The 15,817-nt window shown below is 58.9% G+C and carries 14 protein-coding genes and 1 tRNA gene; 4 read left to right on the top strand and 11 right to left on the bottom strand.

What is annotated here, in order from left to right:
• Positions 1–213: 213 nt before the first annotated feature.
• Entirely contained in the window at positions 214–909 is a 696-nt protein-coding gene (gene aqpZ / locus ACIPF8_RS16045) for an aquaporin Z (protein WP_400422803.1), read from the top strand.
• A 73-nt stretch (positions 910–982) separates the two neighbouring features.
• Here the strand turns inward: aqpZ and prmC are convergent, their stop codons facing one another.
• From prmC to ACIPF8_RS15990, 11 genes are all read right to left on the bottom strand, one after another.
• On the bottom strand, positions 983–1,864 hold the full coding sequence (prmC, locus tag ACIPF8_RS16040) for a peptide chain release factor N(5)-glutamine methyltransferase (RefSeq protein WP_400422800.1): 882 nt from the start codon (positions 1,862–1,864) through the stop codon (positions 983–985).
• A gap of 13 nt (positions 1,865–1,877) precedes the next feature.
• Positions 1,878–2,378, bottom strand: coding sequence for a disulfide bond formation protein B (locus ACIPF8_RS16035; protein ID WP_400422798.1), 501 nt, complete (start codon positions 2,376–2,378; stop codon positions 1,878–1,880).
• Positions 2,379–2,611: 233 nt separating this feature from the next.
• On the bottom strand, positions 2,612–3,694 hold the full coding sequence (gene prfA, locus ACIPF8_RS16030) for a peptide chain release factor 1 (RefSeq protein WP_400422795.1): 1,083 nt from the start codon (positions 3,692–3,694) through the stop codon (positions 2,612–2,614).
• Positions 3,695–3,811: 117 nt separating this feature from the next.
• The gene (gene hemA / locus ACIPF8_RS16025; protein ID WP_400422792.1) at positions 3,812–5,113 is read right to left on the bottom strand and encodes a glutamyl-tRNA reductase; all 1,302 of its coding nucleotides are present in this window, start codon (positions 5,111–5,113) and stop codon (positions 3,812–3,814) included.
• Positions 5,114–5,208: 95 nt separating this feature from the next.
• Entirely contained in the window at positions 5,209–7,611 is a 2,403-nt protein-coding gene (locus ACIPF8_RS16020; RefSeq protein ID WP_400422789.1) for a CHASE2 domain-containing protein, read from the bottom strand.
• 35 nt (positions 7,612–7,646) lie between these two features.
• Complete coding sequence (locus ACIPF8_RS16015) at positions 7,647–9,320, bottom strand: FecR domain-containing protein (RefSeq protein ID WP_400422786.1); 1,674 nt, start codon at positions 9,318–9,320, stop codon at positions 7,647–7,649.
• Positions 9,321–9,350: 30 nt separating this feature from the next.
• A complete protein-coding gene (locus tag ACIPF8_RS16010; protein ID WP_400422783.1) occupies positions 9,351–10,040 on the bottom strand; it encodes a response regulator transcription factor in 690 nt (229 codons plus the stop codon).
• 424 nt (positions 10,041–10,464) lie between these two features.
• The gene (minE, locus tag ACIPF8_RS16005; RefSeq protein ID WP_038493233.1) at positions 10,465–10,716 is read right to left on the bottom strand and encodes a cell division topological specificity factor MinE; all 252 of its coding nucleotides are present in this window, start codon (positions 10,714–10,716) and stop codon (positions 10,465–10,467) included.
• A 1-nt stretch (position 10,717) separates the two neighbouring features.
• Positions 10,718–11,533, bottom strand: a complete 816-nt coding sequence (gene minD, locus ACIPF8_RS16000) for a septum site-determining protein MinD (protein WP_400422779.1) — start codon at positions 11,531–11,533, stop codon at positions 10,718–10,720.
• Between the two features lie 229 nt (positions 11,534–11,762).
• On the bottom strand, positions 11,763–12,500 hold the full coding sequence (gene minC / locus ACIPF8_RS15995) for a septum site-determining protein MinC (RefSeq protein WP_400422776.1): 738 nt from the start codon (positions 12,498–12,500) through the stop codon (positions 11,763–11,765).
• A gap of 265 nt (positions 12,501–12,765) precedes the next feature.
• A tRNA-Phe gene (locus tag ACIPF8_RS15990) sits at positions 12,766–12,841 on the bottom strand.
• A gap of 266 nt (positions 12,842–13,107) precedes the next feature.
• Here ACIPF8_RS15990 and ACIPF8_RS15985 point away from each other — a divergent pair.
• The 3 genes from ACIPF8_RS15985 to ACIPF8_RS15975 all read left to right on the top strand — a co-directional run bounded on the left by ACIPF8_RS15985 (position 13,108) and on the right by ACIPF8_RS15975 (position 15,725).
• Positions 13,108–14,316, top strand: coding sequence for an FAD-dependent monooxygenase (locus ACIPF8_RS15985; RefSeq protein ID WP_400423011.1), 1,209 nt, complete (start codon positions 13,108–13,110; stop codon positions 14,314–14,316).
• 11 nt (positions 14,317–14,327) lie between these two features.
• Positions 14,328–15,050: a DsbC family protein gene (locus ACIPF8_RS15980; protein ID WP_400422774.1), complete on the top strand. Its 723-nt coding sequence runs from the start codon at positions 14,328–14,330 to the stop codon at positions 15,048–15,050.
• 75 nt (positions 15,051–15,125) lie between these two features.
• Positions 15,126–15,725, top strand: coding sequence for an NTP transferase domain-containing protein (locus ACIPF8_RS15975; RefSeq protein WP_400422771.1), 600 nt, complete (start codon positions 15,126–15,128; stop codon positions 15,723–15,725).
• Positions 15,726–15,817 lie beyond the last annotated feature (92 nt).

Genomic DNA, 15,817 nt, shown 5'->3' with positions numbered 1-15,817 from the left:
TTTGAATTGTCAGGATGCTTCCGGAGGCCGCTATTCCGTGCCTGACAAAGAGTGGATGGGTTGGTCGTAATTGAAAAGAATTGTTAAATGATAAATTTTTTCTTGTTTGTGCACGGTTCCACAAATATGCTGTGGGCCGTGATGTGCAGGATCAAGATATTTGTCCTTAGCTAGTCAACATAAATCACTTGTTGTTTTTTTCAGGAGTCGAACATGCATCTTTCTAAACGTCTGGGAGCGGAAGCTCTAGGTACATTCTGGCTGGTTCTTGGCGGCTGCGGCAGCGCAGTCCTGGCAGCGGCATTCCCCGGATTGGGAATCGGCTTCCACGGTGTGGCGTTGGCTTTCGGCCTGACCGTACTGACGATGGCATTTGCCATTGGCCATATTTCCGGCTGCCACCTGAACCCCGCCGTGACACTCGGACTGGCCACCGCCGGACGTTTTCCCAAGAGTGAAATCCTACCCTACTGGGTTGCGCAAGTTATCGGCGGCGTCATTGCAGCCGGCATCCTGTATCTGATCGCCACCGGCAAGCCAGGTGCGGACATCGGCGGTTTTGCGGCGAACGGCTACGGCGAGCACTCGCCCGGACTGTATTCGATGAACGCGGCGCTGATCTCGGAAGTGGTCATGACCTTCATGTTCCTGATCGTGATCCTGGGCGCGACCGACAAGCGCGCTCCGGCCGGCTTTGCGCCGATCGCCATCGGCCTGTGCCTGACCCTGATCCACTTGATCAGCATCCCGGTCACCAATACTTCCGTCAATCCGGCACGCAGCACCAGCCAGGCCCTGTTTGTCGGCGGCTGGGCTTTGCAGCAGCTGTGGCTGTTCTGGGTTGCGCCGCTGGTTGGCGCGCTGATTGCCGGGATCGTGTATCCGGCTATCTGGGGCGAGAAAGACTGAGGCAGGGGTTTCTGCTGGATCAGTTGCAAAAAAGCGCGGCATGCCGCGCTTTTTTTCGTTCAAATTTCTTCCGCTATGCAGGCACACGCCACCTGCCGCCGCTGACACGCTCGATCTGTGCCAGGTCTTGCCAGCTCTGTACTTCGTCGAAAGACTGTGCCCGCAGCAGTTCGCGTACCGCTGGCGCCTGGTCGTAGCCATGTTCCATCAATAGCCAGCCGCCGTCTTTCAAGTAACGGGCCGCACCGTTGACGATGATGCGCAGCGCACTCAAGCCGTCGGCATGATCGGTCAGCGCATCCTGCGGCTCAAAGCGCAAGTCGCCTTCGCTCAGATGGCGATCGCCGGCGACGATATACGGCGGATTGGAAACGATGACGTCGAAGCGGCGCTCACCTAATGCTGCATACCAGTCGCTTTGCAGCAGTTCCAACTGCGATGTGCCTGGCGCCAGATGCCGTTCGGCGTTGCGTTGTGCTACTGCCAGCGATGCCGGGCTGACATCCAGTGCCGTCACCTGGAGGCCAGGGCGGCTGTGGGCGATGGCAATCGCGATGGCGCCTGAGCCGGTGCCGAGGTCGAGCACGCTCAGGGAACCTTCGGCATCGGGGGCCAAGCGTTGCAGCGCCAGGTCAACCAGCAACTCGGTTTCGGGACGCGGGATCAGTACATCAGGTGAGACTTCCAGCAGCAGGCCATAAAACTCGCGGTGCCCGACCAGGTAGGCAATCGGCTCGCCGAGCTGGCGCCGTCGGAACAGGGCGGACAGTTGTTGCGCCTGTTCGGCATCGATGCAACGTTCATCCTGAGTGATCAGCTGTATGCGCGTCAGCTGCAACACGTGCATCAAAAGGATGCGGCTTTCCAGCGGATTTAGCGGCGATTGCTTCAATACCGTTGCAATGCTGCTGCCGGCTTCAATGATTGCCGCCTGCGTGTTGGAAGTACCTGTCATTGAAGCGCGACCGTTAGTAGCGACGGTTGCCGGTATTGTTGCGCTTGAACAGCGTGGCAACCAGGATCACGACCAGCACCACGAACCACAGCAGCGACCATTGCGGAATCGACAGTCCGAGGATCGGCTCATAGGAAGTCGTGCAGAGCGCAAAGGCATCAACCTTGAACACGGAAGGCAACAGCGTCGCTGGCGGCAGTGCATTCATCGGCGCTTCCAGAGCATCGCGGCCGCAGGAAATTGCCGGGTGGCCGATGACCCACAAGTGCCAGATCGCGGTGCCGGCGCCGCCCAGTCCGGCCAGGATGCCGAGGCTGGCGCCGGCCTTTTGTGCGCCGTTAGGCAAGCCCGCGCAAACCAGGCAAACCAGTGCGATTGCCGCAAACGCATAGCGCTGGATCACGCACAACGGGCAAGGCTGCATATTCTCGACGTGCTGCAGATAAAGAGCGGCACCCAGAATGGCCAGGGAGATGAAGGCAACGATAAGCAGGACCGATTTGGATGTTTTCATTTTTGTAAGTCGATGAGGGTTGATGTGACGTGCAGGCCGATTGTTTGTTGAACGGCGCCAAGGAAGTCAGCCACCGCATATCCGATTGCATATGATAGCTGGCGCTAAAGCTTGGTTCCGTTGCCAGGCATCAGCATATTCGATTTTCCGAATAGTCGCGCGATTGCCCGGCAACGCGTTGCGCTTACTTAGTCACTTATTTAGTCGCTTACCTGGTCGCGCAGTCAATTCAATCAGATGGCGTCGCCAAGCGCGGCCAGCAGGTCGGCCTGGTGTTCCGCCGCCAGTGCATTGGTCAATTCCTGCAAATCGCCGTCCATGATGAAATCGAGTTTGTACAAGGTCAGGTTGATGCGATGGTCGGTCATGCGGCCTTGCGGGAAATTGTAGGTGCGAATCCGTTCGCTGCGGTCGCCCGAGCCGATCAGCGATTTGCGGGTCGCAGCTTCCTTCGATTGCTGTTCGCGCAACTGGCCGTCCTTGATGCGCGCCGCCAGCACTTTCAATGCCGACGCCTTGTTCTTGTGCTGGCTGCGGTCGTCCTGGCATTCGACCACGATGCCGGTCGGGATGTGCGTGATGCGCACTGCCGAATCGGTCTTGTTGATGTGTTGGCCGCCAGCGCCGGAGGCGCGGTAGGTATCGATGCGGATATCGGCCGGGTTGATCTCGACATCGCCCACTTCGTCAGCTTCCGGCATGACCGCCACGGTACATGCAGAAGTATGGATGCGGCCCTGGGTTTCGGTAGCCGGCACCCGCTGCACGCGATGGCCGCCGGATTCGAACTTCAGCTTGGAATAAGCGCCGAAGCCGATCACGCGCACGATGACTTCCTTGTAGCCGCCGATTTCCGATGGCGATTCCGACACCATCTCCACCTGCCAGCGGTTACGTTCGGCGAAGCGCGTGTACATGCGCAGCAAGTCGCCGGCGAACAGCGCCGATTCGTCGCCGCCGGTGCCGGCGCGGATTTCCAGGAAAATATTGCGTTCGTCGTTGGGGTCCTTCGGCAGCAGCATCTTTTGCAGATCGCCTTCCAGTTGTTCCATGCGCTCCTTGGCGGCCTGGATTTCTTCTTGCGCGAATTCCTTCATGTCCGGATCGGACTGCATCTCCTGGGCCGCCTCGATATCGGCAATGGCTTGCTGGTAGGTCTGATACAACTCGACCAGCGGCCCTAGCTCAGCATGTTCGCGGTTCAGCTTGCGATAGCTGTCCATGTTGGCAGTGGCTTCTTCCTGGTTGAGCAGATCGTTGACTTCGACCAGGCGATTGGCGAGTTGGTCGAGCTTGGCGAGCATGGATGGTTTCATTGCGTATTTCTATCAGGAGAAAAGAGGGGGGCAGAATCAAGGCGCCGACAGTGGCGCCGCGTGCTGCACAGGGCGGCACGACTGGTCGTGGCCATGTGCGGGAATTGCGCAGGCGCGCTAACGCTTGGTGCGGAACAGTTGCGGCAGCAGGGTAGCCAGGCGCGCGCGTTCGTCGCCGTGGGCGTTGTGCAAGGCCTGTTGCGGGCCATGCATGAACTTGGCGGTCAGGCCTTTGGAAAGTGCTTCCAGTACGACTTCGATATCTTCGCCCTTGGCCAGCATCTTGCGCGCACGTTCCAGCTCCATGCGACGCATCGCTTCGCTGGATTCCTGCAAGTCCTGGATCACCGGCACCACGGCGCGGTTGTCGACCCAGTGCATGAACGACTGCACGCGGGTTTCGATGATGGCTTCGGCTTGTGCGACAGCAGCCTGGCGGTTTTCCATGCCGGTCTGCACCACCGAACCGAGATCGTCGACGGTGTACAGGAAGATGTCGTCAAGGCGACCGATTTCGGTTTCAATATCGCGCGGCACCGCCAGGTCGAGCATGAACATCGGTTTGTGGCGACGCGCCTTGACGGCGCGCTCGACCATGCCGAGGCCGATGATCGGCAAGCTCGATGCGGTGCTGGAGACGATGATGTCGTAGTTGCCGAGTTGGGTCGGCAGATCGGCCAGCCGCATGGCCTGACCATTGAAGCGGTGCGCCAGCAGTTCGGCGCGTTCCAGGGTGCGGTTGGCAACTGTCAGGGATTTCGGATTTTGCGCAGCAAAGTGCGTGGCGCACAATTCGATCATTTCACCGGCGCCGATAAACAGCACATGCTGGCCGGCGACGGTATCGAAAATCCGTTCCGACATGCGCACGGCTGCTGCGGCCATCGAGACGCTGTGGGCGCCGATTTCAGTGGTGCTGCGCACTTCCTTGGCGACTGCGAACGTACGCTGGAATAATTGATGCAGATAGGTGCCGAGCCCGCCCGCCGCTTCTGCGTGGCGCACCGCATCCTTCATCTGGCCGAGGATCTGCGCTTCGCCCAGCACCATCGAATCGAGCCCCGAAGCAACGCGGAACGCATGGCGTACTGCATTGTCTTGCGGCAACGTGTACAGGTGCGGACGCAGGTCAGCGTAGGCAAGCTGATGATAATGGGCCAGGAAATGGGCGGTTGAATCGATTGCGGCGTCAATTGCGGCACCGGCGCCGTTCTGCAAATCGCCTGCGGCGTACAGTTCGGTGCGGTTGCAGGTCGACAGGATCGCCGCTTCATCCGACATGTTGACCGCACTGCCGCCGCTAAACCAGGCGCGCGCCGCCATCACCGCCTGGCCGATCTGGTCGGCCGGGAATGCCACCTTTTCGCGCAGGGAAACAGGCGCGGTGGTGTGGTTGAGTCCGACGGTCAGCAGGTGCATGTGGGAGCGGGAAGGGTAATCGTTGTTAACCCGTGATTATACTCTTAGTCGCCGCCAGGGAAATTCCGCTCTTGCAAGGGCCATGATCGCGAATCTTAAATAGTGAGCGCCGGCAACGTCACTGTGAAGGTGCTGCCTTCGCCGATCGTGCTTTGCAGCGAAATTTCGCCGAAATGACGTTCAACAACCGTCTTGACGAACACCAGGCCAAGGCCGGTGCCATCCGAACGGGGTTGCCCTGGGGCACTGACGCGTTGATAGCGTTGAAACAACTTGATCTGGTCATGCGGCGCGATGCCGAAGCCCTGGTCGGTAATCTTGCACACCACCTGCGGCAGCAATTTCACATATTTCAGGCGCAGGGTGCAGGTGATGCGGGTTTCGGGCAGGCTATAGCTGATCGCATTGGAAATCAGGTTGCACAGCGCGCGCGCCATCAGGGAGCGATCGATATTGGCCAGGAATTCCTGGCCTTCGATGTCGGTGATCAGGTCGATCTTCTTGTTGTGCGCGAGGCTCCACATTTCATCGACGGCGTCGTACAGCACGTCCTGGAAGTCGACTTCTTCCAGGCGGTATTCCGACGATTCGGCGCGCGCCAACTGCACGAAGTTATCCGCCAGCCCAAGCGTCTTGCGCGCCGCCTGTTCCAGTCGCGAGAAAAACTCCTTCTGCGGCAACGCCGAAGACGGATTGCCCTGCAATTCCAGCAGCGCCAGGATCGACGCCTGCGGTGCGCGCATATCGTGCGACAGGAAGCGCAAGGTTTCGTCGCGGCTGCGTTCGGCGGCGCGGATGATGGTGATGTCGACAATGCTGACGATCCAGCCGGTCAGCACCTGGTGCGCCGAATGGCAGGGGCCGCTCTTGATCAGTAAGTCACGTCCCTGCTGGTCCTGTACCGAGGTGCCGCTGGTGAGCGTCGAGACATGCTCCAGGTCGATCAGGTCCCACCAGCTGAACGTGTGGTTGGCCGAGGTGTTGGTCGCCTGCGGCGTGCTCATGTTGGAAAACAGGTAAGGCAGCAGTGCGCCGTCGATATTGCGGATGCCGGCGGCAGCGAAGTAATCGCGGGCGAACTGGTTCGATACCAACACATGGCCGTCGATGGTGGTGATCAGCGTGGCGTCAGGCAGGCTGTTGAGGCTATCGGAAATGAACTGGCGCAAATCCCGTACGCGGCGCGCGGCGACCCGCATCGCGTTGATGCGTTGCTCAAGCAGGTCTTCTACTTGTTGCGGCGCCCGTTCGGTGTTCACTTCCGGCAGCAGGTGCGGTTCCTGGTCGAGCAGCATGAATTCCTGGCCAAGATAGGAAATTGCCGATTCCAGGCGGATCCAACTCCATAGCGGATGGGCAATCGCCAGCGCGATCAAGGCCGCCGTCGGCGCAATCCATATCCCCAGCGTCAGCAGCAAATAGCTGACCGCCATCGTCAGCACCATCAGGGCGGCGGTGATCAGCAATGAGATGCGCGGGGTCCACAGCAGATAGCTCGACAGCGCAATCAATACCGGCACGATGCTGAACAGCGCGGTTTGCAACGGCCGCGCGATGCTGATCGATTTGTGGTCGAGCAAGCCGGCCAGGATGTTGGCGTTGATTTCGATGCCGGGCATGACGCCGGAGGTGCCCGACACCGGGGTCGGGAAGGTGTCGGCCATGCCGATCGCAGTGGCGCCGATCAATACATACTTGCCGGTGAAAAATTGGTCGGGGACATCGCCGCGCAGCACCGCTGCATACGGTACCGAACGGAAATGGCCGCTGCTGCCGGCAAATGGAATCTGGATCTGGTAGTCGCGCTGCCAGCTGTCGTGGGGGCTGGCTTCGCTGCCGGCCGGGGCGGGCGCCATGCGCGCGCCAGGCAGGTTGCCCTTGGCGTCGGTGATTTTTTGGCCGGCCACGTTCGCCATCGCCACGGCAAAATGCGGCCACCATTTGTCGTCCTGGCCTTCTTGCAGGAACACGCTGCGCACCACGCCGTCCGGATCAAGCTCCAGGTGGATATGGCCGACGCCGCGTGCCGCATTGAGGAAGTCCTGCATCGGCGGCAAGGCCTTGAGGCCGGGACCGGCGCTGGCCACCACGATCGGCAGCACGGTCAGCTTGCTGGCCGCAAGCGCCTTGGTCAGTGCGCGGTCGTCGGCACGCTGGCTGGGCGATTGGTCGTGCTCGGCTTCCGGCATGATGACGTCGAGGCCGATCGCCAGCGGATTGGCGCGCATGATCCGGTTCAGCAGCTTGGCATGCAGGCTGCGGTCCCACGGCCAGCGGCCCAGCTTGCTGATGCTGTAATCGTCGATGGCGACGATGATGATATCGTCCCGCGCCGGCCGCGAATCGGCGCGCATGAACTGGTCGTACAAGGTCCGGTCGAGGCGGCCGAGGCCATTCATGTAGCCCATGCCACCCGCCACCATCAGCATCAGGATGGCAATCGCCATCCATTGGCGAAACGCCACCCGCCTCAGGAGAGGAATGACTTGCTTGATCATGGCGGGTTTGCGTGGGCTGGCATTGGTGGTGTTTTTTAATATCCTGCCGAGGTGCTGCCGCCGATATTGAGCAGCGGCGAACCATCGCTGCTGACCCAGCGGCTGCCTACATATACTTTTTGCGGCGCCGAGAACGGACCGACATAGCCGTCGGAATCAATCGCCTTGACGCGGATGAAATAGGTGCCGCTGGCCGGCCGCGGCACCGTGATTTCCGGTGTTGCTGTTTCCTGCGTCAGCAGTGGTGCTGCAAAGCCGGCATCGCGGCTCATTTCGACCACGAATTTTTGCTGCGGCTCGCCTGGCCAGCTGAACGACAGATCACCGTCGGTCACGTCGGCAATCTTGGGGATTTGCAGTGCCGGCAGTAACGCGAAGCCCTGCGGATCGCCGTAGGGGCCTTGATCGCTGCCATCGGCTTGTTCGACAATGGTTGCCACGCGCCAGAAATAATTACCCAACGCCAGCTTGCCGGCAATGAATTGCGGCGCGGTGAGTGCCGGCTCGTCAATCACCAGATCGCGGAAAGCGGCGTCGCTGGCGACCTGCAGATGATAGGCCTTGGCATTGCTGACTTCGGTCCAGCCGAACAGCACATTTTCACTGCGCGACTTGTTTTTCGGTTCGACGTTGAATGGCGGTTCAGGGCGCGCCTTCAATTTGAATGCGGTGATTTGCGGGACACCTTGCAGCCCGAATTCGTCAAGCGCGGTAATGCGCACAAAGTAATTGCCGTCTTGCAGGCCATCGATCTTGAGGTCGCTGGTATTCGATTCTGTTTCGCTGACGATATTGCGGGCATCGGCATCCGTGGCGATCTGCGCCCGGTAACCGTACGCACCGGCGACCGGGACGACGGCGAAGCGCACGGTAAGCCGCTCCTGCAGTGCGGGGTAACCGGAGAGCGTAGGAGCGGGCAACAGCGCGACAGCCTTGCCGACACCCTTGGCGTTGGTAACGTTACCTTGACCGGCGTGCAGCGTCAGTGTCACCGGCTTGTTGGTCTTGGCAACCGCCACGCCGCCGCTCAGTACTTCCGTCATGACCTGATTGCCAACCAGGTCGACCCGGAAATTGGTGCCGCGCACGCCTGCTACGGCGAGCGGCGAATGGACTTCGAAGCGACCCTTGTTCTTATCCAGCGGTGAAACCCTGGATTCGACGCGTCCCTTCAGCAGCGTAATTTCAGTGCGCGGACTTTTTGTATAGCGCGCGGTGCGCAGCTTCGTCAGTTTGACCTGGCTATTGGATGGTAGGGCGATATGCGATTGGTCGGGCAAGGCCAGCGTCAGGAAGCTGTTGCTGCCGGTATTGATGATGGCGCCCTCGGTCAGCGTGCTGCCGATGCTGACGTCAATTGCGCGCCCGTCGGCCGCAGTGGCGCTGATGGTGCCGGACATGGCGGCGACCTGGGCGCTGCTCGGATCGTCCGGCAGCAGCGATACCGGAATAATGATGGCGGTGCCGACCGGGATGGTCCGATCGTTCTGGATGTGGTTGAGTTTCGCCAGCTGCACCCAGTTGTTCTTGTTCGATGTCAGCTGTTCGGCGATGACGCCGAGCGTGTCGCCGAGTTGCGCCCGATAGGTGATCGTGGCGGCGTCGACCTGCAGCGAGTTGGGGTCAAGTGCGGGCGCGGCAGCGAACAGCGGTGCCGGACCCGCAAAGAAAAACAGCAGGAAACCAATTTTTTTGAGTGTGCTGCGCATATTCGTCTATCAGCGCAACAAAGAGGCGCCTTATCCCGTGAGTTGTTCTAACCGATAACCATAGCTATAGACAGGAGCGAGTCGGTAGCCATTTTCTGGTCGTAATTGTAACTTACTCCGTACCCGCGAGACGTGCGTGTCCATGGTTCGGGACGGGATGTCGACATCGCGCGACCAAACTGCTTCGAGAATATAGGCGCGCGAGAGTGGACGTCCTAGGTTGCGGAAAAACAACAGCGCCAGGTCAAATTCCTTCTGTGTGATCTCAATCGGCTTGCCGGCCAGGGTCAGGCGCCCGGAGCGGGTTTCAAACAGATAGTCGTTAAAAACGATTTGTTCGCTCGAATTCTGGATCGGATAGGCGCGCCGCAACAGCGCTTGCACGCGCGCAACGAGCTCGCTGCGCCGGATCGGTTTGATCATGTAGTCGTCGGCGCCTGCGGCCAGGCCTTCAACGATGTCGTCTTCGCCGGAGCGGCTGGTGATGAACAATACAGGGATGGTGCGGGGCAGTTTGTCTCTGACCCAGCGCAGCACCTCAGGCCCGCTCAGGTCCGGGACCTGCCAATCAAGGACCAGCATGTCGTAACTCTCGCGACGCAACTGATTCAGTATCTCTTTCCCACTTTGAAATGGATGGCAGGTATGCCCACTGGATGTGAGCACCTGGCAAACTAGATCGGTTTGACTGGGATCGTCATCAAGGACAGCAATTCTCATATTTTGTATGTATTAGGTGACGACGGCCCAGAGGGCAAGCGTCGAAGTTGTGACGACAGCAAGGAGTATATTAATCTTATTGCCACATTGCTGTAGACAAATTTTTTATTTTTTTCCAGCGCTTTCGGTTGGTCACAAAAAAATTAAAAAAACAATAAGTCGTGCCGGCAGGGTTGCGTACCAAATCGGCTGAAATGGCGGCTCAGCGAAGGGGACGCCTTGCAGCGCTCTGCGGTTGCTGAAATATAGTGTATGACGGGATTTGTAAAACTCCACCTTTTGGGTGGCAGCAATGGCGAACGCCGATGCGAGTCAACGGATCAGCGTTAGTCCTGGGGGCAAGCATATCAATATTTGCTGCTTAAGTGCCCGTTACATTGCAATCAATAGGCCGGCGGTAGCCGGCACCCGATTTAGGTCTCGGTTATGCGTCCGGCAACACCACGTTGACGTCCAGCACTTCCAGATTTCCCTGGCGGTCTAGGGAAATCTTGATGTCGTCGGCATTCACCTTGGTGTACTTCGAAATCACCTCGATCAGCTCCTTGTGCAGCGCCGGCAGGAAATCATGGCCGCTGCGTCCGTTGCGTTCGCGGGCGATGATGATCTGCAGTCGCTCCTTGGCGGCCGATGCAGTCTTCGGCTTGCTGTTGAATAAGAACGAGAGCAATGCCATGTTATTTCCCTCCAAAGATGCGGTGCAGGAAACCCGGTTTCTCATAGGAAGTGAAGCGCAGGGTGACGTCTTCGCCGAGGAAGCGCGAGACGACATCTTCGTAGGCCAGTGCTACATCGCTACCCTTGATATGGATCGCCGGATTGCCCTGGTTGGAGGCGTGCAAGACGGATTCCGATTCAGGGATGATGCCGATCAACGGGATGCGCAGGATGTCCTGGACATCGGTATATGAGAGCATTTCGCCGGCTTCGACGCGCTTCGGCGAGTAACGTGTTATCAGCAGGTGTTCCTTGACCGGCTCGCCGCCATTTTGGGCGCGGCGCGACTTGGCCTGGATGATGCCGAGGATGCGGTCGGAATCGCGCACCGACGAGACTTCCGGATTGGTCACGACGATTGCCTCATCGGCAAAGGTCAGCGCCATCACTGCGCCGCGCTCGATGCCGGCAGGCGAATCGCAGATGATGAATTCGAAATCCATCTTGATGAGGTCGTTGAGGACGGTCTCGACGCCTTCTTCCGTCAATGCATCCTTGTCGCGGGTTTGCGACGCAGGCAGGATGAACAGGTTGTCGCAATGCTTGTCCTTGATCAGGGCCTGGGTCAGCGTGGCTTCCTTGTTGACGACATTGATCAGATCGTACACGACGCGGCGTTCGCAGCCCATGATCAGATCCAGGTTACGCAGGCCGACATCGAAGTCGAGTACCGCAGTCTTGTGGCCGCGCATGGCCAGACCCGATGCAAAACTGGCGCTGGAGGTGGTCTTGCCAACTCCGCCTTTGCCGGACGTAACAACGATGATTTTTGCCACGAAGAGCTCCTTTATTCATTGTTCAGCATTGCGGGACGGTGTTTAAGAGTCACCGTAGCGTGGCGAATTACGCTATCCCCAACTGACTAAATAATACGGTTAAATTGCAAGGAAAAGCCGCAAGACAGAGTTTAAAAGCCACCGAAGCATGGCGAATTACATATATTTGTGCGGCCCCATCCTCAACTGATTAGACAAAAAATAAAAATTTGTACGATGTCGAATTCGATTAATTGCGTGAAGCAGAATTGAGCGATAGTACGTCAATCCGGTCACCGCTCAAGCGAATTTGTGCCGGCTGCCCCTTCTGTTCAGGCGGCAGGCCATTTTCAAACGTGCGGTAAATGCCGGCAATCGATACCAGTTCCGCTTCCATGCTGGCGGCAAAAATGCGCGCCGAGGTATCGCCGCTGGCGCCGGCCAGCGCCCGCCCGCGCAACGGCGCGTAGACGTGGATGCTGCCGTCGGCGATGATTTCGGCGCCATTGTTGACTGTCGCGGTGATCACCAGGTCGGCGTCGCGCGCGTAAATACGTTGTCCGGCACGTATCGGCGTGTCGATGATCATGGTGCTGGCGGCAACTCTCTGCACAACCGGGGCCGGCGCGGGAGCGGGCGTTGGTGCCGGCGCTTCCTGGCGTGCGGCGCTGACGTTGTCGATGCTGAGGCCGCTGGCAATGATGTCGGCTTCCATTTCAGCCGGCGCATTGCGCACCGCGACCGCATTCAATTGATATTTCTTGAGCAGCCCGATCAATTGCGGCCAATCGATGGCGGCGCGCTCGGATGGCAATCCGGCGACGTCGATGACGGCGAATTCGTTGTCGAAGAAGTCGGCGACGCCGCCGGTCATTTCCTGGAGCGCTGCTTCCAAGGCCATCGGATCTGCATCATGCAAGATGGCAGAGACGGCCACCACAGTTGCAATTTTTATTTCAATCGGCTTGCGGGATTTGTTTTTGAGCATAAAGCAGCGAGGTGAATGGACGGGCCAACAAAACGGCAGAATGCACCGGCGGATTGGCTTATAGAGCGTCGAGAGGGCAATTGGTTCGTTAAAAGATATGTTTAATATTGTCTTAATTTGTGATCTTACCAAATCCCGGGGTGATAACAAAAAAAGCATTCCACAAGTGTGGCTTTCCTGCCGCCGCCGTCTCGATCTTCCCGTATTCAAATATGCAGCGCAAACGCAAAAAGGGCTTAGCCAAAGCTAAGCCCTTTTCTATTCTTGGTGGCCCGGGGCGGAATCGAACCACCGACACAAGGATTTTCAATCCTCTGCTCTACCGACTGAGCTACCAGGCCAAGGGACAGGAGTATAGCAAAACATTTTTGATTCGCAAAGCCCCTTGTTGAAACTTCTTAAAAAAACTTTGTGGCGGGCGATTTGCGTGCGCCAACTTCGCTCGCGATGCGTTGCCATCACTATATATATGCGTCATATGCGTCGCGGTGTTTCGATAAGGCATGCTCTGATTGCGGCCGATTGGCAGGGCTAGTCGAATGGTAGTCGCTATAATGACGGCATGAAAGATATCGGATCAATTGCGAAAAGCAGCGGCATCGCGCCGATGACCAACCATCAATGCGACATATGTATCGTCGGCAATGGCGCAGTCGGCAAGGCGGCGGCGCTTGGCCTGGCGCAGGCCGGATTGCGCGTCGCCTTGCTGGGCGTGCCGCCTGCACCGGCCGCAGCCGCAGCGGCGTCAGCCTGGGATACGCGCGTGTACGCGCTCAATCATGTGGCGCGCAACCTGCTGTCGACGGTCAAGGTATGGGATGCGCTGGACGCCGAACGGGTGGCGGCGGTCGAAGCCATGGTGGTGAAAGGCGGCGCCGACAGCGCTGCCGGTCACCTGATGTTCGACGCCTACAGCGCGCATGTCGATGCGCTGGCCTGGATCGTCGAAGACAGTAATCTCAATCGGGCGCTGGATGCCGCGCTGAAATTCGCGCCGAATCTGCAATTGCTCGGCGGCCGTGCCAAGACATTGCAAGCCGATGCGACAACCGCAACCCTGCAATTGGAATCCGGCGAGACCATCAGCGCAGCCTTGGTTGTCGGCGCCGACGGCGCGCAGTCGTGGGTGCGCAGCCAGTGCGAAATCGGGATCGACTACCGTTCCTATCATCAGCGTGGCGTAGTCGCCAATTTCACCTGCGAACTGCCGCATCGCGGCATCGCTTATCAATGGTTTACCGGGAACGACGGGATAGTTGCGCTGCTGCCGCTGCCCGGACAACGGGTCTCACTAGTGTGGTCGGCGCCGGATGCGCTGGCGCAGGAATTGATGGATGAGCCGTTGTCGCAGCTGGCCGCGCGCTTGTCGTTGCTGACGGCTGGCACGTTGGGCCAACTGCAGCCGCTGCAACCGGAGCTGGCGCAGGCATTTCCATTGTCGTTGTTGCGCACCCATGCGCTGGTGGCGCCGCGCGTCGCGCTGATCGGCGATGCCGGTCACGTCGTGCATCCTCTGGCCGGACATGGAATGAACCTGGGATTCGGCGACGTGGCGGCCCTGATCAAGGTGTTGTCCGAGCGCGGCGCGCATCGCGATTGCGGCGATGCCGGTGTGCTAGCCCGTTACGCCCGCATGCGCAAGGAAGAGATATTGCTGATGCAAGTGACGACCGATGGCCTGGAGCGCTTGTTCGGCGCCGATTTTGGGCCATTGCGCCTATTGCGCAATCTCGGTTTGAACTTGCTGGACAAGGTTCCTGTCTTAAAGAGGCAACTGATGGCCCATGCCCTGGGTCGTGCATTCGATAAAGAGTAATTGGAAAAGTGATGAAAAAAATAAGCTTGCTGTTAGTGGCCGTTTTTGGTCTGTGGATATCGGTCGCCGGCGCGGAAACCTTGCAAGAGGCTGCCGTCAAGAAATTGATCGAGCCGCAGCTCGGCGATGACGTCAAGGTTGATTCGGTCACCAAGACGCCTTATGGCGGATTGTTCGAAGTGCGGGTTGGCAACGATATTTTTTACACTGACGCCGGCGCCAAGTACGTCTTTGTCGGCCGTGTGATGGATGCCAAAACTTCCCGCGACTATACGCGTGAGCGGATCGACGATATCAACAAGGTCAAGTTCTCGGATTTGCCGCTGGACCTGGCAATGAAAAAAGTCAAAGGCAACGGTAAGCGCGTGATCGCGGTGTTTGAAGATCCGAACTGCGGCTACTGCAAACGCTTGCACAAGACCACGTTGCAAGAAGTCGATAACGTCACTATCTATACTTTCCTGTACAACATCCTGGCCGAAGACTCTGCCGTCAAGTCGCGCAATGTCTGGTGCAGCGCCGACCAGAACAAGGCCTGGACCGAGCTGATGGCTGATGGCAAGGCAGCGCCAGCGGCGCCGTCGGCATGCCAGGCTCCCAACGACAAGGTGCTGGCGCTTGGCCGCAAATTGAATGTCACCGGTACGCCGACGATTATCTTTGCCGACGGTTCACGGGCGCCGGGCTGGATCGATGCCAAGACCATGGAAGCCAAGTTCACCTCGCTGAAGTAGATTGCACTCGCCGCAGCGTCGGCGAGATTGGAAACCTGCCATCCTGCGCACATCGTCCTTGCAACGAAATCAACCATGAGCGGCCAACAATATAAAGGACTAGTGGTCGGCCTGTTGCTGGCCGCCGGCCGCGGCAAGCGTTTCGATCCGAGCGGTGCGCAAAGCAAGTTGTTGCAAGAGCTGCCGACAGCGCCTGGCCGGACGGTGCTGGCAAGCGCTGCCCGCAACCTGGCCGCTGTGCTGCCGACCTGCATCGTGCTGCGGGACCAGACGCCGGAGCTGCTGGCGCAGGCCGACGGCTGCGACCACGTGCATTGCGCCAATGCCGATGACGGTATGGCGGCTTCGCTGGTATGCGGATTGCGGCACAGCGGTGAAGCCGATGGCTGGGTGATCGCCTTGGGCGACATGCCGTATGTGCAGAGCGCCACTATCGAGGCCTTGGTGTCGGCCTTGCGTCGCGGCGCCGATATCGCGGTGCCGGTCTATCAAGGCCGGCGCGGTAATCCGGTTGGCTTCAGCAGATTGCATCTGCCTCGTTTGCTGGCGTTGCGTGGCGATCAGGGTGCGCGCAGCCTGCTGCAATCGTTTCCCGTGGTCGAGGTGGCGGTAGACGATCCGGGCATCCACCAGGATATCGATACCGTCTCCGATATACGACAATCGCCAGCCTGAAGCAATCAATCCGCCCGTCTTTTGCGCGCCATGTCACCGAGGCACAGGCTGAAAGCGCGCAATCCCGCTACACTATCGTCTTTTCGCGCAAC

Source organism: Collimonas sp. NPDC087041, from assembly GCF_044745265.1.
GTDB lineage: Bacteria > Pseudomonadota > Gammaproteobacteria > Burkholderiales > Burkholderiaceae_D > Collimonas.
The sequence above is the reverse complement of the archived record's forward strand: the minus strand, read 5'-3'. Positions and strand labels throughout refer to the sequence as shown.

Coding starts and splice junctions, on each gene's coding strand:
- aqpZ (WP_400422803.1), top strand. CDS start 214: ATGCATCTTTCTAAACGTCTGGGAGCGGAAGCTCTAGGTACATTCTGG.
- prmC (WP_400422800.1), bottom strand. CDS start 1,864: ATGACAGGTACTTCCAACACGCAGGCGGCAATCATTGAAGCCGGCAGC.
- ACIPF8_RS16035 (WP_400422798.1), bottom strand. CDS start 2,378: ATGAAAACATCCAAATCGGTCCTGCTTATCGTTGCCTTCATCTCCCTG.
- prfA (WP_400422795.1), bottom strand. CDS start 3,694: ATGAAACCATCCATGCTCGCCAAGCTCGACCAACTCGCCAATCGCCTG.
- hemA (WP_400422792.1), bottom strand. CDS start 5,113: ATGCACCTGCTGACCGTCGGACTCAACCACACCACCGCGCCTGTTTCC.
- ACIPF8_RS16020 (WP_400422789.1), bottom strand. CDS start 7,611: ATGATCAAGCAAGTCATTCCTCTCCTGAGGCGGGTGGCGTTTCGCCAA.
- ACIPF8_RS16015 (WP_400422786.1), bottom strand. CDS start 9,320: ATGCGCAGCACACTCAAAAAAATTGGTTTCCTGCTGTTTTTCTTTGCG.
- ACIPF8_RS16010 (WP_400422783.1), bottom strand. CDS start 10,040: ATGAGAATTGCTGTCCTTGATGACGATCCCAGTCAAACCGATCTAGTT.
- minE (WP_038493233.1), bottom strand. CDS start 10,716: ATGGCATTGCTCTCGTTCTTATTCAACAGCAAGCCGAAGACTGCATCG.
- minC (WP_400422776.1), bottom strand. CDS start 12,500: ATGCTCAAAAACAAATCCCGCAAGCCGATTGAAATAAAAATTGCAACT.
- ACIPF8_RS15985 (WP_400423011.1), top strand. CDS start 13,108: ATGACCAACCATCAATGCGACATATGTATCGTCGGCAATGGCGCAGTC.
- ACIPF8_RS15980 (WP_400422774.1), top strand. CDS start 14,328: ATGAAAAAAATAAGCTTGCTGTTAGTGGCCGTTTTTGGTCTGTGGATA.
- ACIPF8_RS15975 (WP_400422771.1), top strand. CDS start 15,126: ATGAGCGGCCAACAATATAAAGGACTAGTGGTCGGCCTGTTGCTGGCC.